Raw genomic sequence first — 21,240 nt, 5'->3', positions numbered from 1 at the left:
TCGCCGTCAGCTGCGCTGTTTTGAAAGACCTAGAACGCCACACGATAATGCAGCGCGTAACTCTCGATACCGTCGTTCGGATTTTTGAGACCCGCGTTGGAGTAGTGAATCGCGCGTATCCCGACCTCATGCCCACCCGCGAAACGCAGCCCTGCGCCGAATCGATCCTCAAACTGGAACGACGACCCGAGATCCTTGTTCTCCACTTCGGTATTTTCGAAGGCTGCGATGCCGATACCGGCTTCCACATATGGCTTCACCGAATCGCCAGCGAATTCGTAAACGAACACCGGCGCCAGCGAAACACTGTGATTACTGGAGGTTTCGTCGCCTTCCCAGTAGGTGTATCCAGCATCCCAGTAACCGGTGAGCCGACCGACGCTTGTCTGGAACCAGCTCCGGTTGAAATCGAACTGGGCGCCGAGGCGATAAGTCATCGTCGACTCACCGGTCTGCCCAACGGCAGCCGTTAAATCCAGCGCATGAACACCGGCGGCCTGACCCAACGACAGCCCGGCAACCGCCGCAATAGTGATCAGTTTTTTCATTCTTGAAGTTCCTTATCGAAGTAGGCATCGCGTGTTTACTGAGCGTTCATGAAATACAGAAAGCAGGCGCAGCGGGGAGTTCCTAGCCTCGATATTCGTCGACCATCCCCGTTTCGCCCCAAAGTACCGGCAACACGTCGGCTAATCGACGAGGATCGCCACTGCTCCAGAAGCGTGTTGCGGCCGGCTTGTCTCCCAGCCGGTCTCGCGTCGACAGGATCGCCTCAAGGTGCCGCGCAACCGCCTCCCCGGTGTCTACCAGCGTAATCGTCGTGGGCAGCAGCTCGGCCAGCAGCGGCTTGAGAAAGGGATAGTGGGTACAACCGAGAATGAGCGTGTCGCAACCCTGTTCGATCAAAGGTTGGACGAAGGTTTGCAACAAGGAGCGGGTCGCCTCGCTGTCAAGCTCACCCGCTTCCACACACTCAACCAGGCCGGGACAGGGCTGGGTAATAACGCGAACATTGCTGGCGAAGCGGTCAAGTAACGCGGCAAACTTTGCGCTTTTCAAGGTACCGGTGGTTGCCAGCACCCCTACTACGCCACTGCGAGTCGCCTGCGCGGCGGGCTTGACCGCAGGCTCCATCCCCACCAGCGGAATATCCGGGTACAGCTCGCGAAGCTCACTCACGCCTGCGGCAGTCGCCGTGTTGCAAGCCAACACCAGCGCCTTGGCCCCCTGCCCCAGCAGAAACGCGGCAATTGATCGGCAACGCTCGCGAATAAACTCGGGACTTTTTTCGCCATAGGGCACGTGCCCGCTGTCGGCAAGATAGAGCAGCGACTCCTGTGGGAGTCGCGCGCGAATTTCACGCAGTACCGACAGGCCGCCAACACCGGAGTCGAAGACACCGATCGGTGCATTGTCAGCCATGGCTGTTACCGCATACGACGCAGGCCGGATCTTTCTTGACCTTCAGCTCGCGGAATCGGCTGGACAATCCATCTACGAGCAACAAGCGACCCACCAAGGGCTCACCGAACCCCACCAGCAGCTTGATGGCCTCAAGCGCTTGCAGCGTGCCAATCATGCCGACGACTGGCCCTAGCACCCCCGCCTCACTGCAGGTCAACTCAGCTTCGCTGCCATGCCCATAAAGACAGTGATAACACGGGCTGGTGGCCACCCGCGGATCGAACACTGACAGCTGACCCTCAAGGCGGATTGCGGCGCCGCTGACCAACGGCTTCTTAGCGGCGACGCAGGCCGCATTGACCGCTTCGCGCACCGCAAAGTTGTCGGTGCAATCGAGCACCAGATCCACCGCGGCCACCGCGGCGCGGAGCGAGTCAGCGTTCATCGCGGTGCGGTGCGGTACCAGCGTCAGCAATGGATTGAGCCCTGACAAACGCGACATAGCCGAATCCACTTTATGCACACCAACCGACGCGGTGTCATGAGCGATCTGCCGTTGCAAATTGGTTAGATCAACGCTGTCGAAGTCCGCCAGGTGCAGCTCGCCGACACCAGCGGCGGCCAGGTACAGCGCCACGGGAGAGCCCAGCCCTCCCAGGCCGACAATGAGCACTCGACTTTGCTTAAGCTTGAATTGGCCGTCGATGTCGACCTGTTTCAGCAAGATCTGTCGGCTGTAGCGCAGCAGTTCATCATCGCTGAGCATGTCGTTCTCCTAGCTGATACGTCATGGCAGGCGACCCAGACTGATGCGCTCGTGCCCGCCGAGATCCCTGCGGCTCTCGACATTGATGAATCCCCGTTCAACAAGCAACTCGCGAACGGCGAGCGCCTGATCGTAGCCGTGCTCCAACAACAGCCAACCGTTATTCAGCAAATGCAACGGCGCGCTCGCGATGATCTGACGAATGTCGTCCAAACCGTCCGGACCGGCCACCAGCGCACTGCTCGGTTCGAACCGCAGATCGCCTTGCTCAAGGTGGGGGTCGCCCATCGGAATATAAGGCGGATTGCTGACGATCAGAGCAAACCGCTTTCCAGCGAGCTCAGAGAACCATTGGCTTTCGTAGAAAGCTGCATTATCGAGGCGCAAGCGCTGGGCATTCCGCGCCGCCAGGGCGATAGCTTCGCCGACACGATCGACGCCAGTGACACGCCATGCCAGGCGCTCATGCGCTAACGCCAGAGCAATTGCACCACTGCCGGTGCCGAGGTCCAGTACCTCCGCCGGGGTCACGGGCAACAGTTGGAGTGCAGCTTCGACCAATAGCTCGGTATCCGGCCGGGGAATCAGCGTTTGGGGCGCCACCTCGATATCGAGGCTCCAGAAACCCTGCCGACCGAGAATATAGGCCACGGGCTCCCCCTGGCGGCGCCGCGCCAGGTCAGCGACGAAACGCGCTTCGCTATCGGCGGGCACATCACGCTCCGGCCAAGTGCGCAGGTAGCTAGCAGGCTTTCCCAGCGCTGCTGCCAGCAGCCATTCGGCGTCGAGCCTGGCAGAGGGCGATCCCGGCAGAGCGGCAGCACGTAAAAGTGATTCGATGGTAGCCATGTGGGTGTTTCCGTGGGAGCCGGATATCAGGCGCGGCATACCGCAATCGAGCGGGTTGTCACAGGACCGAACGAACGGGCTGCACGATGCGACGCCTTGCGATCAATCACCCAGCGCCGCCAATTGGTCTGCCTGGTACTCCTGTAGCAACGGCTCAATGATCTGCTCAACCGCGCCGCCAATCACTTCGTTGAGCGAGTACAGCGTCAAATTGATGCGGTGATCGGTTACCCGCCCCTGTGGGAAGTTGTACGTCCGTATGCGCTCGGAGCGATCACCCGAACCAACCAGCAGCTTGCGGGTATCCGAAATTTCCTTGTGCGCCGCACTGTCTTGCACGTCCTGCAATTTGGCAGCGAGCCAGGACATGGCGCGCGCGCGATTCTTGTGCTGCGAGCGCTCTTCCTGGCATTCCACCACGATGCCGCTGGGCATGTGCGTGATGCGGACCGCCGAGTCGGTCTTGTTGATGTGCTGACCACCGGCGCCCGAGGCCCGGTAGGTGTCAACCCGCAGATCGGCCGGATTGATCTCGATTGCGATCTGCTCGTCAGGCTCCGGTAGCACCGCAACGGTGCAGGCGGAGGTATGAATACGTCCCTGAGACTCGGTTTCGGGCACTCGCTGCACACGATGCGCACCGGATTCGAATTTGAGCTTGGCGAATACATTGTCGCCTTCGACCCGCGAAATGACTTCCTTGTAGCCGCCATGCTCGCCGGGACTTTCAGACAGGATTTCAACACGCCACCCCTGTCGCTCGGCATAGCGGGAATACATGCGAAACAGATCCCCGGAGAAAATCGCCGCTTCGTCGCCGCCCGTACCCGCTCGAATTTCGAGAAAGACGTTGCGACCGTCCTTTGGGTCCCTCGGCAGCAGCATGCGCTGGAGGCGAGCCTCGATGTCCTCGAGTTTGGCGCGGGCTTCGGTCACTTCCTCCTCGGCCATCTCGCGCACATCGGGGTCATTGTCCTTGAGCAATGCCTGGGCACCCTCAAGGTCGGACTGCATTTTTAGAAACTCGCGATACGTGGCAATGACCGGCTCGACCTCGGCATACTCACGCGAATAGGCGCGGAAGCGGGTCTGGTCACTGATTACTTCGCCGTCCCCCAGCAATGCCGTCAATTCTTCGAAACGGTCCTGCAGCGTGTCGAGTTTGTTGAGCAGCGACGCTTTCATGTTTTATCCGTGCTGTCATGCAAGGCGAAGAGTTCCTGAACGATGCTCAGTGCCTCTACACGCCCTTCGGCTGAAAGTTTTTTAAGCTGAACGCTGGGTGCGTGCAGCAGCTTATTGGTCAGCCCGCGGGCGAGTTGTGCAAGCGCATCCTCGGGCGCGCCGCCGTTGGCCAGTAGCCGCTGAGCCTTGAGCATTTCTTCGTCGCGAATCCGCTCGGCGTGCTGCCGGTAGGCCTTGAGCACATCCACCGCGGCCAGCTCACGCAACCGGGCCATGAAGTCATCAGTACCGGCCGCGACCAGCTCTTCAGCGGCCTGGGCGGCACCCTGGCGGCTCTTGAGGTTTTCCGCTACGACTTCGTGTAAATCGTCGACTGTATAAAGATAGACATCGTCCAGCTCACCGACCTGCGCTTCGATATCGCGCGGCACGGCGATGTCGACCATGAACATCGGCTTGTGCTTGCGCCTTTTCAGCGCTTGCTCCACCGCTCCTTTACCGAGAATCGGCAACTGGCTGGCGGTCGAACTGATGACGATGTCACTGTTGTAAAGCTCTTGAGGGATGTCAGCCAGCAGGATGGCATGCGCACCGAACTGCTCTGCTAACGCACTGGCGCGCTCGAGTGTCCGATTGGCCACGACGATGCGTTTGACGCCCTGCTCATGCAGGTGGCGCGCCACCAGCGTAATGGTCTCCCCTGCTCCGATCAGCAAGGCCTGGCTGCGATGCAGATTGGCGAAAATCTGCTTGGCCAGACTAACCGCCGCGAAGGCCACCGAGACCGGGTTCTCGCCGATAGCTGTATCGGTCCGCACGGTTTTGGCTGTACTGAACGTCGCCTGGAACAAGCGACCCAGCAGCGGCCCGACGCTACCGGCCTCACGCGCAACCGCATAGGCGGACTTCATCTGGCCGAGTATCTGCGGCTCACCGAGCACCATGGAGTCCAGACCCGATGCAACGCGCATCATGTGCCGAACCGCCTGGTCGTCGGTGTGAACGTAGGCGCAGGCTTTGAGATCCGCGAGATTCAATCGATGGTAACTGGCCAGCCATGCCAGCACCATGTCAGCTTCGATCTGGTCCTGTTCGAGATACAACTCGCTGCGATTGCAGGTCGACAGGATCGCTGCCTCGCGCGTCGGCGTGACACGGCAGAGTTGCTGAAGCGCCTCGACCATCTGTTCGGGCGTGAACGCAACACGCTCGCGCACATCCACCGATGCGGTCTTGTGATTGATGCCAAGCGCGATGAAAGCCATGCAGGTCGCTGATTCGAAAACGGAGCGCGCGATTCTCCTACTTCGCCTGCTTCAGAACAACCGTTGCCGGTCATTGTCTGAGTCTGCTCGAGCCGTCCGATTTACCCGGCGAGCCAGCCCATGTGCTTGCCTGACGGCTTGTGTCATCATGCCGCGACCGCAGACCAGCCTTTATTCCTATGAAAAAACTCCTCGCCCTCAGCGCCGTCCTGCTTCTCGGTGGCTGCCAAAGCTTCATGCAGAGCACTCCCGACAGCAGCCCGCCGGTCGAGGACGTTTCGCCGGAAGTTGTCGAAGCAAGCCCGAGTGAATCGGGCTCATTCAGCGGCGACACGCTCTATGCGTTGTTGGTGGCCGAACTGGCTGGCCAGCGCAATCGGTTCGACATTGCCTTGGGCAACTACGTCCAGCAGGCCAATGCGACGCAGGATGCTGGCGTCGCCGAGCGTGGTTTCCGCATCGCCGAGTACCTCGGTGCCGAGCAGGCGGCTCTTGACACTGCACTGATCTGGGCAGGCAACGCGACCGACAGCCTCGACGCACAGCGTGCTGCGGCCGTACAACTGGCGCGTGCCGGACGCTACGCAGAATCCATGGAATACATGGAAAAGGTGCTACAGGGTCAAGGCAATACGCACTTCGATTTTCTCGCACTCTCCGCCGCTGAAACGGACCCAGACACGCGTGCCGGGCTACTCAAAAGCTTCGATCAGCTACTGATCAAGCACCCGCAAAACCCACAGCTGAAATTTGGCAAGGCTGTACTGCTGCAACAGGACGGCCGCCCTGAAGAAGCGCTCGCGCTGCTTGAAGAACAGCCCGCCGGCCAGCGTGAAATCCCTTCGGTTCTACTGCAGGCTCGACTCCTGCAAATCCTTGAACGCAGCGATGAAGCGCTACCGTTACTAGAGAGAAGCCTTCGCGAGCACCCCGAGGACAAACGCCTCCGACTGACGTATGCGCGTCTGCTGGTCGAGCAGGACCGCCTGGACGAGGCCATGGGCGAATTCGCCACGCTCGTCCAGCAACATCCAGGCGACGACGACTTGCGCTTTTCGATGGCACTGGTCTGCCTCGAAGCAGAGGCGTGGCGCGAAGCCATTGTCTACCTGGAAGATCTGATCGAGCGCGGCAGCCATCTGGATCCCGCTCACTTCAACCTCGGCCGCGCATACCGCGAACTGGGCGAGCATGAGCAGGCACTCGCTGCTTTCGCCAAGGTTGGCCCGGGCAACGAATATCTGCCCGCAAAGCTCATGCAAGCCGAGCTTCTGTTTTCCCTCGACCGGATGCAGGAAGCGTCACGACTGCTGGCCAGTGCCCGCGACGAGCAGCCGGATTATGCGATCCAATTGTATTTAATTGAAATCGAAGCGCTGTCAGGCAAGCAGCAGCTCGAAGCCGCGTGGCAGCTCGCCGACCAAGCGCTGTCGCAGTTTCCAGACGATTTGAACTTGCTCTATACCCGGGCCATGATTGCCGAAAAGCGCGGCGACTTGGCGCAACTGGAGCGAGACCTGCGCTTCATCATCGAGCGCGAGCCCGACAATGCCATGGCCATCAATGCGCTGGGATATACCCTCGCGGACCGCACCGACCGCTACGACGAAGCCCTCGTGCTCATTGAGCAGGCTTACCAGCTCAATCCTGATGACGCAGCCATTCTCGATAGCCTTGGCTGGGTGAACTATCGCCTGGGCAATCTCGACGAGGCCGAAGCCCAGCTGCGCAAAGCCTATGAGCGCTTCCCTGACCACGAGATCGCCGCCCATCTTGGGGAAGTGCTGTGGTCCTCCGGCAAGCAGCGCGCCGCCCGGACTGTCTGGACTGAAGCGCTGAAGCAACAGCCAGACAGCGAAGTGCTACAAGAAACCATAAAACGCCTGACCGGCTCGGAGAAACTCTGACCCATGAATCTGATGCGCAACGTGCTGCCTCCCCTCCTTGCCCTGCTGTTGGCCGGCTGCGCTGGGCTAGGCCCGCAGGAATCTGTCGAAGGGCCCGGTAACGCTCAAGATTGGAATGCACATAAAGCGCAAATCAGTGAAATAGACGGCTGGCAGATCAGCGGCAAGATCGGTATCCAGGCGCCGCAGGATTCAGGCAGCGGCACGCTGTTCTGGCTACAGCGCCAGGACTATTTCGACATTCGTTTATCAGGCCCGCTGGGTCGTGGCGCGACCCGCCTGACTGGTCGCCCGGAAGCCGTTGCACTTGAAGTGGCAGGGCAAGGTCGATACGAAGCCGATTCACCAGAAGCGCTGGTTGAGAGCCAGCTCGGCTGGCAATTGCCCGTGTCAAATCTGCTCTGGTGGGTGCGCGGCCTGCCCGCGCCGGACAGTCGCAGTCGCATTCAGCTGGACGCCGATGGCCGTCTCGCCAAACTGCAGCAGGATGGCTGGGACGTCGAATATCTCGGTTACAGCGAGGAAGACGGTTACAGCTTGCCGTCGCGTATCAAGCTCGCAGGCCGCGACCTGAAGATCACTCTTGTGGTCAAGGACTGGCAGCCGCGCCAGCTCGGTCGCTGATGTCGTCACTGACACTTCCCGCTCCAGCCAAACTCAACCTGATGCTGCACATTCTGGGGCGTCGCGCTGATGGCTATCACGAGCTACAGACGCTGTTCCAATTTCTCGACTATGGCGACGAGCTGACCTTCACAGCCCGGACCGATGGCCAGATCAAGCTGAAGCCCGAGTTGCCCGGTGTCGACCATGACAGCAACCTCATTGTCCGCGCGGCCCGACTGCTCCAGGCCCGAAGCGGCTGCACCCTCGGCGCTGATATCGAGCTGACCAAACGTCTCCCCATGGGCGGCGGCATTGGCGGTGGCAGCTCCGATGCCGCCACTACTCTGCTTGGCCTGGACCACCTCTGGCAAACGCGCCTGGGAGTGGATCGGCTGGCCGAGATCGGCCTAGCGCTCGGCGCCGACGTACCGGTGTTCGTCAGAGGCCACGCGGCCTTTGCCGAAGGGGTCGGAGAGCGTCTCCAGCCGGTCGAATTGAGCGAGCCCTGGTTCCTCGTCATCGCCCCGCAAGTCTCTGTTAGTACAGCGGAAATATTTTCCGACCCAGAGTTGACACGCAATACCCCGGCCATTACAGTTCGCAGCCTTCTTGCAGGGGGCGGTCGTAACGACTGTCAGCCGGTGGTCGAGAAGCGTTATCCAGAAGTACGTAACGCTTTGAGCTTGTTGAACAATTTAGTTCCAGCAAGAATGACCGGCACTGGATCTTGTGTGTTTGGGAGCTTCCCAAACAAAGGTGAGGCTGATAGAGTTTGCCGCCAACTTCCAGCCGATTTACCAGCTTTCGTCGCTCAAGGGCGCAACATTTCGATGCTGCACCGACGGCTCGCGCAACTGGCACAGGAAGTAAGTGGTTAGGTTGTACGTTACAGGGGCGTCGCCAAGCGGTAAGGCACCAGGTTTTGATCCTGGCATGCGTTGGTTCGAATCCAGCCGCCCCTGCCATAACCTTTCGGGGTTAGACAACCGCAAGCACTTTCAAGGTTACATCTACAGGGGCGTCGCCAAGCGGTAAGGCACCAGGTTTTGATCCTGGCATGCGTTGGTTCGAATCCAGCCGCCCCTGCCAAATATCACGAGAGCTGTTCAAAACGCCTGGCCTTTCGAACAGCTTTTTGTTTCATCGGATCCACCCTCAGGCAGGTACTGCGCGTGTCCAAGATGATGGTCTTCACGGGGAACGCCAACCCCGACCTGGCCCGGCGTGTTGTACGTCAGCTGCATATCCCTCTCGGTGATGCCTACGTCGGCAAGTTTTCCGACGGCGAAATCAGTGTCGAGATCAATGAAAACGTTCGTGGTAAGGACGTATTCCTGATCCAGCCGACCTGTGCTCCCACCAATGATAACCTGATGGAACTGGTGGTAATGGCAGACGCCTTCCGCCGGTCCTCCGCCACCCGCATCACAGCCGTCATCCCCTACTTTGGTTATGCCCGCCAGGATCGCCGTCCGCGCTCCGCACGTGTGCCGATCAGTGCGAAGGTAGTGGCCGACATGCTCGATGTGGTGGGCGTCAATCGCGTCCTCACGGTTGATCTGCACGCCGACCAGATCCAGGGTTTCTTCGACATGCCAGTAGATAACATCTACGGCTCGCCAGTCCTGGTCGATGACATCCAGGCTCAGCGCTTCGAGAACCTGATGATCGTGTCCCCCGATATTGGTGGTGTGGTGCGCGCTCGCGCCGTTGCCAAATCACTGGGCGTGGATCTGGCGATCATCGACAAGCGTCGTCCGAAAGCCAATCAGTCCGAAGTGATGCACATCATCGGTGATATCGAAGGCCGTACCTGCATCCTCGTTGATGACATGGTCGATACCGCCGGCACCCTGTGCCATGCCGCAACTGCCCTGAAAGATCATGGCGCGTCCAGGGTCTTCGCGTATTGCACTCACCCTATTCTGTCCGGTCGCGCCATCGAGAATATCGAAGGCTCGGTCCTCGACGAACTGGTCGTGACCAATACCATCCCGCTGTCCGCAGCGGCACAAGCTTGTACCCGTATTCGCCAATTGGACATCGCACCAATGGTGGCTGAAGCGGTTCGCCGCATCAGCAATGCTGAATCGATCAGTGCGATGTTCCGCTAAGCCAGAAACTTAGCCCGTCGCGCAGAACGAAAATGTGCCCCGCCTCGTGCGGGGTTTTTTGCCCAACCGCCGATAGCGCTGGTCGCGAGTGCATCGGGCGCGTTGTTATCCTGGAGAAACACAATGACTGACTTCACCCTGAATGCCCAAGTGCGTTCCGACCTGGGGAAAGGTGCGAGCCGCCGCCTGCGTCGTAACGCCAACCTCGTTCCAGCCGTAATCTACGGTGGTGACAAGGCTCCGCAATCCATCAGCCTGCTGCTGAAAGACGTAACCAAGCTGCTGGAAACCGAAGCGTCTTTCAGCCACGTGCTGACCCTGAACGTCGACGGCCAGAACGAGTCCGTTCTGATCAAGGCACTGCAGCGTCATCCGGCCAAAGGCTTCGTTCTGCATGCTGACTTCGTCCGCGTTGTCGAAGGTCACAAGCTGACTGCTACCGTTCCGCTGCACTTCCTCAACCAGGAAACCTCGGTTGGCGTGAAGCAGCAAGGTGGCGAAATCCTGCACAACATCAACGAAGTGGAAGTCTCCTGCATGCCGCAGGATCTGCCGGAGTTCATCGAGGTCGATATGGCCAACGTTGAAGTCGGTCAGGTTCTGCACATGACCGACCTCAAGCTGCCGAAAGGCGTTGAGCTGGTCGCCCTGGCACACGGCAGCGACCTGCCGGTTGCCAACGTTCACGCACCGCGCGTGAGCAAGGAAGACACTCCGAAAGAAGAAGACGCTGCCGAGTAATCTGCTCGCAAGCATCTGAGGAAGGGCCTCTGTCGTGACTGCCGTGAAACTGATCGTCGGCCTGGGTAACCCAGGCCCCGAATACGACCAGACCCGGCATAACGCAGGGGCCCTTTTCGTTGAGCGCTTGGCTGCCCACAAGGGCGTCAATCTCAGCGTAGATCGTAAGTACTTCGGCCTGGTTGGCAAGTTTCGCCATCAGGACGAGGACGTCCGCCTGTTGATTCCCACCACGTTCATGAACCGTAGCGGTCAAGCGGTGGCGGCACTGGCCGGATTTTTCCGAATTCCTCCCGAGTCCATCCTGGTTGCCCATGATGAACTCGACATGCCTCCCGGCGTCGCCAAGCTCAAGCAGGGTGGCGGCCATGGCGGGCATAACGGTCTGCGCGACATCATCGCCAGGCTCGGCAATCAGAACAACTTCTACCGCCTGCGTCTGGGCATCGGCCATCCGGGGCATAGCAGCCTGGTGACCGGCTATGTGCTGGGCCGCGCGCCGCAGACGGAACGCGAGAAGCTCGACGCCAGTATCGATTTCACCCTCGAGGTGCTGCCCGAGATTCTGGCGGGTGACTGGACACGCGCCATGCAACGATTGCACAGCCAGAAGGCCTGAGTGCCTGTACGCAGCGACGGCATACGAGACAAGGCAACGACTGACTGGGCACCAGGCCCGACGCTCAAGTCGTTTAACGCAGTTTGGCCAAGCCGGTAGCGCAGCGCTGCCAGCCAATACCGAGGCAAGACACCATGGGATTCAATTGCGGCATCGTCGGCCTGCCCAACGTCGGCAAGTCCACCCTGTTCAACGCGCTGACCAAATCCGGTATCGCTGCGGAAAACTTCCCCTTCTGCACCATCGAACCAAACAGCGGCATCGTGCCGATGCCTGATCCGCGTCTGCAGGCGCTGGCTGACATCGTCAAGCCCGAGCGCATCCTGCCAACCACCATGGAATTCGTCGACATCGCCGGCCTCGTCGAAGGCGCCTCCAAGGGCGAAGGCCTGGGTAACAAGTTTCTCGCCAACATCCGCGAAACCGATGCCATCGCCCACGTGGTGCGTTGCTTCGACGACGACAATGTCATTCACGTCTCCAACTCGGTCGATCCCAAGCGCGACATTGAGATTATCGAGCTGGAGCTGATCTTCGCCGACCTCGACAGCTGTGAGAAGCAGCTGCAGCGCATCACCCGTAACGCCAAGGGCGGCGACAAGGAAGCCGTGGCGCAGAAAGCGCTGCTGGAAAAACTCATCCCGCACTTCTCCGAAGGCAAGCCGGCGCGCACGCTGCTGAAAAAGCTGGGTGACGACGAGGTCCAGCTGGCCAAGGGCTTTCACCTGCTGACCAGCAAGCCGGTGATGTACATCGCCAACGTTGCCGAAGACGGCTTCGAGAACAACCCTCACCTTGACGTTGTAAACGCCATCGCCGCCGAAGAAGGCGCTGTCGTAGTCCCGGTATGCAACAAGATCGAAGCGGAAATCGCCGAGCTCGACGATGGCGAAGAGAAGGATATGTTCCTCGAGTCCCTCGGCCTCGACGAGCCGGGCCTGAATCGCGTGATCCGTGCCGGTTACGGGCTGCTCAACCTGCAAACCTACTTCACCGCTGGGGTAAAGGAAGTGCGCGCCTGGACCGTCGAGGTCGGCGCAACAGCGCCACAAGGCGCAGGCGTTATCCACACCGATTTTGAGAAGGGCTTCATCCGCGCCGAAGTCGTCGCCTACAACGACTTCATCCAATACAAGGGTGAAGCCGGCGCGAAAGAAGCGGGCAAGTGGCGTCTGGAAGGCAAGGAGTACGTCATCAAAGACGGCGACGTGATGCACTTTCGCTTCAACGTTTAGCCAGAGCAGCACCTTCAGCCCGTTTCGTAAAACTTCATCACCTAACGAAACACTTGCTGGCCGCGCATTAGCGCGGCCTTTCGCTTTAGGAACTACCCGCACGCATCTCGGGCAGCTCCGAGCTATCGACTGCAGGCGTAAGTCCGAGATCGTAATACCGCCAGCCTCTCGCAGTCTGGGGTCGGCAACGCGTTCAAAGTGGCGACAGCCGGGAACGACGACAACATCGCGACCGTTCAGGTTGGAGTCGGCGAGGTAGACGCTGGATCGTGAGCAGGACGGCGGCAGCAACATCATCCAGGCCTCGCAATTCAACGAAGGCAACTACGCACACGTCAGCCAAATCGGCACGGCCAACGTTGCAGGTATTTTTCACTACGGCGCCAGCGACAATGTGCGGGCGTTGCAGAGCGGCTCTGCCAACACAGCACGCACAGGCGCTAAGCGTATGTGCCCGGGCAGCCGCGCGCCGCTTCAACGAGCAAGGTGGCGATAGCCTGTTGACCAATGCCACCCACGGCCCGTGAGGTCAGACGCTGAGATGGCTCCCCCCGCGGGTGGCACCTGAAACCCTCCTCGCTCACGCGTGGTTTTAAGTTCCAAAATCAAACCCGTCGCTATGAAATGCGGTTAAAGCACCTGATCCAGCGTTCTGTCTGACGACTGGCATCAAATCGGTTCGCCGATTGGGGAATATTCGCCCCGCTTACGCGGTCGGAACAGGCAGACCAGCCTGAGCCGGAGCCCCGATGAACAGCCTCACCGAACCACCTCAGCAGTACCTCGACGAACGCTTTTTCGATCGGGACGCCCAGATCGTCGCTCAGGATTTGCTCGGAACCGTAATTCGGCACTGCGTCGACGGGCTCTGGTTGTCGGCTCGTATCATCGAAACCGAGGCGTACTACGTCGACGAAAAAGCCAGTCATTCATCGCTGGGCTTCAGCCCGTCGAGACGGGCAATGTTCATGCCGGCAGGCCATCTGTATCTCTATTACTCGCGCGGGGGGGATTCGCTGAATTTCAGCGTGCAGGGCGACGGCAACGCCGTTTGTATCAAGGCCGGCTACCCCTGGGTCGATTCGCTGTCCTGCGAAGAATCCATAGAGCGCATGCGCACCAACAGCCCAGCCGCTGCCGGTGGGCCACGCCCACTCACCCGACTGTGTTCCGGGCAAACGCTGCTGTGCAAGGCGCTGGGCCTTACCGTCACCGAATGGAATGCTCAACGCATGGACCCCAGGCGGCTACGGGTCGACGACATCGGCGCACGCCCAGATATCGTCCAGACGACTCGCCTGGGTATCCCGACTGGCCGTGATGAGCATCTGCCCTATCGCTTCGTAGACGCAGGGTTCGCGGGTCATTGCACGCGGAATCCGCTGCGACGCGGGCAGGTGGAAGGTGAAGATTACGTCCTGTTACGTCGACAACAGCTGGCGAGCTGACCCGCGCAACTATGTTGCCGTGCTCACCAGACGTATGAGGGTAATTTCCGAGGGCGCTCCGAAACGCAGCGGCGGCCCCCAGTAACCCGTGCCGCGACTGATGTAGATCTGCATATCGTCAGCCCACTGAAGACCGGCTACCCAAGGCTGCTGCCAGCGCACGAGGTGCATCCAAGGCCAGAACTGGCCCCCGTGCGTGTGCCCGGACAATTGCAGATCGCAGCCCGCCTCTGTTGCCGCTTTCGCCGAGCGCGGCTGGTGCGCCAGTAGGATGCGCGGGACGTCTCCGGGCGCACCGGCAAATGCCGCGACCGGATCACTCTTGTGACTGGGCCGGAACAGTTCAGCCGAATAGTCAGCGATGCCCGCCAGCACCAGTCGCGCGTCGCCATGCTGGAGCTGAACATGACGGTTGAGCAGCACGCGCATGCCCAGCCGCTCGAACTCGGCGATCCAGCTGTCCACGCCCGAGTAGTACTCATGGTTGCCCGTGACCACGTACACGCCATGACGCGCTCGCAGCTGCGCCAGCGGCGCGATGTCGTCCGAAAGGTCAGCCACGCTGCCATCCACCAGATCACCGGTGATCGCGATTACATCAGGCGAGAGCCCATTGACCCGTCTGACGATCGCATCGATATAGCCATGCTTGATTGTCGGCCCGACATGAATGTCACTGAGCTGAACGATGGTGAAGCCCTGCAATGCCGGTGGCAAATTCCTCAACGCAATATCCCGCCGCACCACCCGAGCGGTGCGCCGCGCGTTGAATAGGCCGAACAGTGTCAGCGCGACGACGACCACAATGAGGGCCTGTGCTGATTTTTGTGCAAGGCCTTCAGTAGCCGCTCCCGACAGTGATGCCAGCACCAGCACGAAGGCTCGCAATAAAGAGAACACTGCCAGGCTAGAGAAGATCCCCATCGCCAACAGCCCAGACCACGCCAGCAGCGTGCTGCCCGATCCTCGAGACAGCACGCCATAGCGCATCAATACCGCGGAAAACACTAGGTAAAGCCATGCTAGTACGCTGCCAACAGCTCCAACATCCAGGTCGGGAATCAGAGTAATTCCGACGAACGCATGCAGGCCGATCAGCAAGACAACAACTAATAATCGCCGGTACATGCAAACGATCTCTAAAAAGCAGGAACGCCAATCGGGATAGGCATACAGCGAACACCCCGTGGCCCGGCATCCGAACGCTGCACGCGAGTCTCAGGCCGCTCGGGTTAGCACACGTTGGGATGAGCCAGTGAAAGCCCCGTCTCGATTGCTCGCTCGCGGCGACCGCCCCGCACCGCGAGCCACAGCAGCCTACATCACGCCGGGATCAGGCATTGGATCTGGGGGCGGCGGCGCTTTCTCAAGCTGCTCGAGCACCTCATCTGGAAGCGTATCGCCGTCGTCGAGTTCGGTGTCGCTTTCGGCATCGTCGAGATCGTTCAAGGGCGACTCATCCGCCAGCCAGGGGTAGACGGGTGTTGTTTCGTTTGGCAGGGCAATGCTGGGCATGAAGGAATCCTCGCAGGTGTGCCTGCAGCGTTAGGCAGGCGCAGACGCTCATCGTTCGACGCTTGTCCAATCTGCTGCACCCGGCAGTCACTCACGTATTCGAGGACGGAATGAAAGGGTCTGATGCAAGCCGAGCGTAAGAAAGCGCTGCTAGACTCTTCTCATGAACTACCTCGCACACCTCCACCTCGGCGGCTCACAACCCGGCGCGCTGCTTGGCAGCCTTTACGGGGATTTCGTCAAAGGCCCACTGCAAGGCCGTTGGCCCGCTGACATCGAAGCAGGCATACGCCTGCACAGGCAGATCGACGCCTTTACCGACAGCCACCCGCTGGTGCTGCAAGCGAAGCAGCGGTTTCCCAGCGAGCGGCGGCGCTATGCGGGGATTCTGGTCGACCTGTTTTTTGACCATTGCCTGGCCGCAAGCTGGACCGACTATGCTGACGAACCCCTCAGTGATTTCACGGCACGCGTCTATCGTGTGCTACGCGAGGAGCCCGCGCTACCCGGCGAATTGGCGTTGATCGCGCCACACATGGCCGTCCAGGATTGGCTAGGCAGCTATCAGGAGTTCGCCGTGATGGAGCGCGTGGTAACGGGCATGAGTCGACGGCTGTCACGTCCGGAAGGCCTCATCGGAGGGGCTGCCGAATTGGAACGCCTTTACGTGCCGCTCCAGCAGGATTTCCAAGCGTTTTATCCGCAGCTTCAGATTTTTGCCCGGCAAAACATCGACACCACGATTGCCGATTCGCTTGCGTGACGGGACCACCGACGTCCTGTTCAGCCGCGTAGCGCCGCAACGAACCCTTCTAGCCAGGGCTCCGCATCCGTTTCCGGCGTAACCGTTTCGCTGGCGTCGAGCCGCAGCATGTCTTGTACCTCGCGAACACCTAATTCGGCGAACATCTCTCGAACGAGCTCACCTGCCCCGCAGAAGGTATCGCCATAGCTCGCGTCGCCCAATGCAATGACGCCGCCAGGCAACCCCTGCCAGGCGGGAAATTTATCGCGAATCGCCGAATACAGCGGAACGAAGTTGTCCGGTAGCTCACCCATCCCGGTCGTGGCCGTCACGATCAGTAGCGCGTCCGGCTCGAATGCAAGGATTTGATCGAGCTGCGCCCGTGGGTCGTGCCAGGGTTCAAAACCCGCGGCTTTTAGCAGGTTGGCGGCATGGCGGGCAACGTCTTCGGCGGTGCCGTAGACCGTACCGGAGAGGATGGCAACTTTCATGATGGGCTCCGTTGCGAATTGAAGCTGAGCATTATGCCGGATCTAGCACATGTCGCCCGCCCAGGCAGCTGTACACTGACACTAACGGTGCACGCTTTTGCCGCGAAGGGAATTAACCGGCGCAAGCATTGTCGCAAGCCGACCTGGCAGTGGATCCGCCAGCACAGCTCCAGAATAAGTGCACCGGAGCGACATAGGCACGGGCAGGCCTTCTGCTCTTGAGAGGGAAATCGGGATGCCGGACAAGACCGTTCTTACCAGCGCCGAGCTGGCTTATATCAACGAGCTCGTCAACAGCTCCAAAGCCGAGCCAGGTGAAACGCGGACCGGCTTTCGCGTCGATGGCGGCGAGAGGGCCAACGGCCTTCTTTTGCAGCTTGCCGCGAAGGCCAACCTGACGCTCGAAGCTGAACTTGAAGACTATTGCATGTCGTTTCCGCTGCAGCTAAATCAGGACGAGTTCCATACGATCCAGTTGCAACTTGCGCCGCCAACGATTTACGAACGCGGGCCCGTACTGCGTGCTTGGCGTCTGCACCTGGACAAACCGCTGCCGCTACTCTCGAACGATGGCAACGAGACCGCGCTAAGCGTCCATGAGCTTTCACCTAACGGCTTGCTGGTGGACACCGGGCAAAAGCGGAAGGCGCCCAAGCACCTTCATCTACGCTTGGCATTGCCGGGTGAGGAGTCGCTCGAAATCGACGCGCACCGGATCCGCGACGCGGACGGCGGAATGACCGCTTACGAAGTCGAATACCCACAAGACAGGGATGCCGAGCGCATCCGCTCCTACCTGTATGAGCAGCATCAACGGCTGCATCCAGAGCTTCAGCCAGAACTCCCTGACGAAATGCTCGCGCCAGAACCAGACCATCGCTAGCAGCGCCTTCCAACCCGCTCCAGCGGCTCGCCTGGAGTCAGCGTCACTGCAGCGGTCGGACGCCGTGGTGTAAGCTGGCAACCCCTGCGTGACGCGACCGCTTCATCCACATCCGAGGCCATCGCACCTCTGTTAATCGATCCCGTAACGACCATGACGCAACCAACACCCCCGATTTTGATTACTGGCGCCACCCAGCGCATCGGATTGCACTGCGCGGAGCGCCTGCTTGATGAGGGGCAACCGGTAATCATCACGTACCGGACACAGCGAGCCAGTCTCGATCGCTTGCGCGAACGCGGCGCCGTTACCCTGCATGCAGATTTTTCCGACGCAGCTAGCATTCAAGCCTTCATCGCGGCCTTGAAGCAACAGACCCAGGCGTTGCGTGCAATCATCCACAACGCATCGGACTGGCAGCTAGAGAAACCGGGCACGGAAGCCGAGGTATTCCAACGGATGTTCGAAGTGCACATGCGCGCGCCCTATCTGATCAACCTGCACTGCGCTGAACTGCTGCGACACGGTGGGCCAGCGGACATCATCCACGTCAGCGATGATGTCACCCGTGTCGGCAGCAAGAAGCGCATCGCCTATGCCGCCAGCAAAGCTGGGCTGGACAATCTCACCCTTTCGTTTGCAGCCAGCCTGGCGCCAACTATCAAGGTCAACGGCATCGCGCCAGCGCTGATACAGTTCAACGAAAGCGATGACGCTGAGTATCGACGTAAGGCGCTGGCAAAATCAGCATTGGGAATCGAACCCGGCGCCGAGGTAATTTACCAGGGCGTGCGCTACCTGCTCGATAATCCTTATGTCACCGGCACCACACTGGCCATCAATGGTGGCCGCCACTTGATCTGATACGCGAAGGAACACCATGCCCCGACTGGAACCCGCGATGGCGCGCATCCGCGTCAAAGACCTGCAACTACGCACGTTCATCGGCATCAAGGAAGAGGAAATCCTGAACAAGCAGGACGTACTGATTAACCTGACGATGCTCTATCCAGCAGCCGACGCGGTGCGTGACAACGTCATCGAGCACGCGCTGAACTACCGCACGATTACCAAGGCGATCATTCGGCACGTCGAAGACAACCGCTTTGCACTGCTCGAACGGCTCACCCAAGAGATCCTCGACCTCATCATGGCCCACCCGCAGGTCCGTTACGCTGAAGTCGAAGTGGATAAACCCCACGCCTTGCGCTTCGCTGAATCGGTATCCATTACGCTGGCCTCTCATCGCGACTGACCGCTGCGTCAGTCGCTGCTGTAGCCATGACGATCATTAGCGCTGATCGGCGCTGAGAGCGTCTATCCGGGTGTGGCGAATAACAACCGGAACAGTGGAAAAGAACACGCTCGCCTAATCAGGCTCAAGCGGCACGGCTGCAGGCGCATGCCAGTCATCGAAACGCGTGGGATGCATTCTCCGAGCGAGCATCCCAATGTCGTACGGGCAACCGGGTCACGATCGGCGAAGTACAGCGTCAAATCGATCACGGCCTCCAGCGGGCCGGTGTTGTAATGCACCCCTCTCATGGCTGCGCTGCGCCGGCTCATCAGGCTTCGGCCCCATCGCCGGCAGGTAACCTTCCCACAATGACCCACTGTCGGTTTTCAAACACACCCGTACCTTCATCGGCTGGATCGCCGGCCGGCAGTCCCTGAGAGCCAAGACGCACCCTCTGCTAAAGTTCCCTACCGGTGTCTGGCCCAGGGCATCCGTCAAGGTTATGATCCCGCCACGTCTGCAATACCGAGACCCATAAAATGAACGATCAAGAACGCACCGAACTCGAAGCCGCTGCTTTTCGGCGACTGGTCCAACACCTGCGCAGCCGCCCGGACGCTCAGAATATCGACTTGATGAACCTAGCGGGCTTCTGCCGGAACTGCCTGTCGAAGTGGTACAAGGCCGCAGCCGATGACCTCGATATCGACGTCAGCATCGACGAGGCGCGCGAGGAGGTCTACGGCATGCCGTACGCCGAATGGAAAAAGCGTTACCAAAAGGAAGCGACACCAGAGCAGCAGGCCGCTTTTGACAAAGGCCAGAAGCCATGAGCGATCTTCGGGACTTTCGTGCCAGCCTGCGCAACCGGAACCACCCGTTCAGCGAGACGCTGGCCTTCATCAGCAACGCCTACGACTATCAGCCGAGCCGTTTTTTCAATGGCGACGTAGAAAATGCCGCCGGAGAGAACGAAGGCGCCTGCAAGACGCTCGGCTTGGCGGTGCTTGAAGGATTCACCACCGAAGAAGCGTTGCTGGCGTTTGGGGAGCACTATCAATCGGTCCTTGAAAACCCCAGCGGAACCGATCATCGCAATATCCGTGCGCTGATGGAAACGGGGCTACCGGGTGTGCGCTTTGATCAGCAGCCGTTGCGGCGCAAGCCGGTCAATTTCGACGGAAACTAAAAAAGGGCCGGCCAGACACTTGGGGAAGGCTTGAGCGGACGGCCCTGAAACCAAAGAGGCGTTTTCAGGGCCAATTCTGACGCCCATGCGCAACGCCAACCATTATTCAATCTCCATCGATGGCATAGGCCGAGGCTATCGAGCCGCCCAGGCTATCCTCTCTCCAACAAAATCGGTAAGGTCCGGTGCGGTCCATCCGGAGTAGCACCCCATGCCAATCGCCGCGCTTACCGGCCCACAATACCTGCGTGAAGGTCTGGCGCTGATCTTGAGCCCAGGGCTACGGCTGTTCGTCATCCTGCCGCTGACCGTCAATCTGCTGTTGTTTGGCGGGCTCATTTATCTCGCCCTGCATCAATTCGGTGGCTGGGTCGATGCCTTCATGCCGAGCCTGCCCGAGTGGCTGATGTTTCTGGAATACATCCTCTGGCCGCTATTCGTGATTCTGGTGGTGTTAATGGTGTTCTTCACCTTCACCATGCTCGCCAATATTATCGCCGCTCCGTTCAATGGTTTTTTGGCCGAGAAGGTGGAAACGGTCGCGCGAGGTGAAGACAGTTCGCCGCCGTTCAGCTGGGCGGAATTGCTGGCCATGCTGCCGCGCACCCTGGCCCGCGAGGCTCGTAAACTCGCCTATTTCGCCCCGCGTGCGCTGGCGTTGCTGATTCTGTCGTTCATACCGGTGGTCAACCTCGTCGCCGCCCCATTGTGGTTGCTGTTCGGGGTCTGGATGATGGCGGTGCAATACATCGACTATCCCGCCGACAACAACAAGATGAGTTGGGCTGAGATGATGGTCTGGCTGCGCCAGCGGCGCTGGAAGAGCTTGAGTTTTGGTGCGGTGACCTATGCCGGACTACTCGTACCGGTGCTGAACCTGCTGATCATGCCGGCGGCTGTAGCTGGCGCGACGTTGTTCTGGGTGCGCGAAGGCGGCAAGAAACATCCCGTCCATGTCAGCGGAGATTGAGTTCGCGACTGCCGGCGACCTCGATTCGAACGCGCCAATACTTCAAGCGCCGACCCGACTCTGAATCGGGA

24 protein-coding genes and 2 tRNA genes are annotated in these 21,240 nt (G+C 59.9%); 17 read left to right on the top strand and 9 right to left on the bottom strand.

Translation table 11 applies throughout. The features are described 5' to 3' along the window. Positions 1-29: 29 nt before the first annotated feature. From K4O48_RS04930 to hemA, 6 genes are all read right to left on the bottom strand, one after another. Positions 30-548 carry an acyloxyacyl hydrolase gene (locus K4O48_RS04930; protein WP_222910958.1) on the bottom strand — a complete coding sequence of 173 codons (519 nt, stop codon included), beginning with the start codon at positions 546-548 and terminating at the stop codon, positions 30-32. A gap of 82 nt (positions 549-630) precedes the next feature. Beyond that, positions 631-1,422 (bottom strand): glutamate racemase, encoded by a 792-nt coding sequence (gene murI, locus K4O48_RS04925; RefSeq protein ID WP_222910957.1) that lies wholly within the window; start codon positions 1,420-1,422, stop codon positions 631-633. Further along, the gene (locus K4O48_RS04920) at positions 1,415-2,170 is read right to left on the bottom strand and encodes a molybdopterin-synthase adenylyltransferase MoeB (protein WP_222910956.1); all 756 of its coding nucleotides are present in this window, start codon (positions 2,168-2,170) and stop codon (positions 1,415-1,417) included. The genes murI and K4O48_RS04920 overlap by 8 nt, the downstream gene beginning before the upstream one ends. Positions 2,171-2,191: 21 nt before the next feature. Then, the gene (gene prmC, locus K4O48_RS04915) at positions 2,192-3,019 is read right to left on the bottom strand and encodes a peptide chain release factor N(5)-glutamine methyltransferase (RefSeq protein ID WP_222910955.1); all 828 of its coding nucleotides are present in this window, start codon (positions 3,017-3,019) and stop codon (positions 2,192-2,194) included. A 102-nt stretch (positions 3,020-3,121) separates the two neighbouring features. Next, positions 3,122-4,204 (bottom strand): peptide chain release factor 1, encoded by a 1,083-nt coding sequence (prfA, locus tag K4O48_RS04910; RefSeq protein WP_222910954.1) that lies wholly within the window; start codon positions 4,202-4,204, stop codon positions 3,122-3,124. After that, positions 4,201-5,469 carry a glutamyl-tRNA reductase gene (hemA, locus tag K4O48_RS04905; RefSeq protein ID WP_222910953.1) on the bottom strand — a complete coding sequence of 423 codons (1,269 nt, stop codon included), beginning with the start codon at positions 5,467-5,469 and terminating at the stop codon, positions 4,201-4,203. The genes prfA and hemA overlap by 4 nt, the downstream gene beginning before the upstream one ends. Before the next feature lie 179 nt (positions 5,470-5,648). Here hemA and K4O48_RS04900 point away from each other — a divergent pair, with 179 nt between their 5' ends. The 10 genes from K4O48_RS04900 to K4O48_RS04855 all read left to right on the top strand — a co-directional run bounded on the left by K4O48_RS04900 (position 5,649) and on the right by K4O48_RS04855 (position 14,139). Continuing rightward, positions 5,649-7,376: a tetratricopeptide repeat protein gene (locus K4O48_RS04900; RefSeq protein WP_222910952.1), complete on the top strand. Its 1,728-nt coding sequence runs from the start codon at positions 5,649-5,651 to the stop codon at positions 7,374-7,376. A gap of 3 nt (positions 7,377-7,379) precedes the next feature. Beyond that, complete coding sequence (lolB, locus tag K4O48_RS04895; RefSeq protein ID WP_222910951.1) at positions 7,380-8,000, top strand: lipoprotein insertase outer membrane protein LolB; 621 nt, start codon at positions 7,380-7,382, stop codon at positions 7,998-8,000. Then, entirely contained in the window at positions 8,000-8,860 is an 861-nt protein-coding gene (ispE, locus tag K4O48_RS04890; protein WP_222910950.1) for a 4-(cytidine 5'-diphospho)-2-C-methyl-D-erythritol kinase, read from the top strand. The genes lolB and ispE overlap by 1 nt, the downstream gene beginning before the upstream one ends. A 12-nt stretch (positions 8,861-8,872) precedes the next feature. Beyond that, positions 8,873-8,947: transfer RNA gene (locus tag K4O48_RS04885), tRNA-Gln, on the top strand. A 49-nt stretch (positions 8,948-8,996) separates the two neighbouring features. Then, positions 8,997-9,071: transfer RNA gene (locus K4O48_RS04880), tRNA-Gln, on the top strand. 83 nt (positions 9,072-9,154) lie between these two features. Further along, positions 9,155-10,096, top strand: coding sequence for a ribose-phosphate pyrophosphokinase (locus K4O48_RS04875; protein ID WP_222910949.1), 942 nt, complete (start codon positions 9,155-9,157; stop codon positions 10,094-10,096). Positions 10,097-10,219: 123 nt separating this feature from the next. Further along, positions 10,220-10,837 (top strand): 50S ribosomal protein L25/general stress protein Ctc, encoded by a 618-nt coding sequence (locus K4O48_RS04870; RefSeq protein WP_222910948.1) that lies wholly within the window; start codon positions 10,220-10,222, stop codon positions 10,835-10,837. 34 nt (positions 10,838-10,871) lie between these two features. Next, positions 10,872-11,456 carry an aminoacyl-tRNA hydrolase gene (gene pth, locus K4O48_RS04865; RefSeq protein WP_222910947.1) on the top strand — a complete coding sequence of 195 codons (585 nt, stop codon included), beginning with the start codon at positions 10,872-10,874 and terminating at the stop codon, positions 11,454-11,456. Positions 11,457-11,590: 134 nt separating this feature from the next. Beyond that, positions 11,591-12,691: a redox-regulated ATPase YchF gene (gene ychF / locus K4O48_RS04860; protein WP_222910946.1), complete on the top strand. Its 1,101-nt coding sequence runs from the start codon at positions 11,591-11,593 to the stop codon at positions 12,689-12,691. 749 nt (positions 12,692-13,440) lie between these two features. After that, entirely contained in the window at positions 13,441-14,139 is a 699-nt protein-coding gene (locus K4O48_RS04855; protein WP_222910945.1) for a DNA-3-methyladenine glycosylase, read from the top strand. 9 nt (positions 14,140-14,148) lie between these two features. Here the strand turns inward: K4O48_RS04855 and K4O48_RS04850 are convergent, their stop codons facing one another. Together K4O48_RS04850 and K4O48_RS04845 are read right to left on the bottom strand one after the other, a co-directional pair. Further along, entirely contained in the window at positions 14,149-15,267 is a 1,119-nt protein-coding gene (locus K4O48_RS04850) for a metallophosphoesterase (protein ID WP_222910944.1), read from the bottom strand. Between the two features lie 189 nt (positions 15,268-15,456). Next, positions 15,457-15,654: a hypothetical protein gene (locus K4O48_RS04845; RefSeq protein ID WP_222910943.1), complete on the bottom strand. Its 198-nt coding sequence runs from the start codon at positions 15,652-15,654 to the stop codon at positions 15,457-15,459. A 163-nt stretch (positions 15,655-15,817) separates the two neighbouring features. Between K4O48_RS04845 and K4O48_RS04840 the strand changes: the two genes are divergently transcribed. After that, complete coding sequence (locus tag K4O48_RS04840) at positions 15,818-16,417, top strand: ACP phosphodiesterase (protein ID WP_222910942.1); 600 nt, start codon at positions 15,818-15,820, stop codon at positions 16,415-16,417. A 20-nt stretch (positions 16,418-16,437) separates the two neighbouring features. On the opposite strand, the gene K4O48_RS04835 is transcribed toward K4O48_RS04840, so the two are convergent. After that, positions 16,438-16,890 carry a flavodoxin gene (locus K4O48_RS04835; protein WP_222910941.1) on the bottom strand — a complete coding sequence of 151 codons (453 nt, stop codon included), beginning with the start codon at positions 16,888-16,890 and terminating at the stop codon, positions 16,438-16,440. A 235-nt stretch (positions 16,891-17,125) separates the two neighbouring features. Between K4O48_RS04835 and K4O48_RS04830 the strand changes: the two genes are divergently transcribed. From K4O48_RS04830 to cysZ, 6 genes are all read left to right on the top strand, one after another. Further along, positions 17,126-17,773 (top strand): PilZ domain-containing protein, encoded by a 648-nt coding sequence (locus K4O48_RS04830; protein WP_222910940.1) that lies wholly within the window; start codon positions 17,126-17,128, stop codon positions 17,771-17,773. A 153-nt stretch (positions 17,774-17,926) separates the two neighbouring features. After that, entirely contained in the window at positions 17,927-18,637 is a 711-nt protein-coding gene (gene folM / locus K4O48_RS04825; protein ID WP_222910939.1) for a dihydromonapterin reductase, read from the top strand. Between the two features lie 16 nt (positions 18,638-18,653). Beyond that, positions 18,654-19,028: a dihydroneopterin triphosphate 2'-epimerase gene (folX, locus tag K4O48_RS04820; RefSeq protein WP_222910938.1), complete on the top strand. Its 375-nt coding sequence runs from the start codon at positions 18,654-18,656 to the stop codon at positions 19,026-19,028. Positions 19,029-19,549: 521 nt separating this feature from the next. Beyond that, complete coding sequence (locus K4O48_RS04815; RefSeq protein ID WP_222910937.1) at positions 19,550-19,843, top strand: DUF1244 domain-containing protein; 294 nt, start codon at positions 19,550-19,552, stop codon at positions 19,841-19,843. Then, positions 19,840-20,199: a HopJ type III effector protein gene (locus tag K4O48_RS04810; protein WP_222910936.1), complete on the top strand. Its 360-nt coding sequence runs from the start codon at positions 19,840-19,842 to the stop codon at positions 20,197-20,199. The genes K4O48_RS04815 and K4O48_RS04810 overlap by 4 nt, the downstream gene beginning before the upstream one ends. Positions 20,200-20,410: 211 nt before the next feature. Further along, entirely contained in the window at positions 20,411-21,169 is a 759-nt protein-coding gene (gene cysZ / locus K4O48_RS04805) for a sulfate transporter CysZ (RefSeq protein ID WP_222910935.1), read from the top strand. The last annotated feature ends 71 nt before the right edge of the window (positions 21,170-21,240 follow it).

It is taken from the genome of Pseudomonas sp. DNDY-54 (assembly GCF_019880365.1).
GTDB classification, from domain to species: Bacteria; Pseudomonadota; Gammaproteobacteria; order Pseudomonadales; family Pseudomonadaceae; genus Stutzerimonas; species Stutzerimonas stutzeri_P.
Note: the sequence above shows the minus strand (reverse complement) of the source record. Positions and strands in the feature narration are given on the sequence as shown.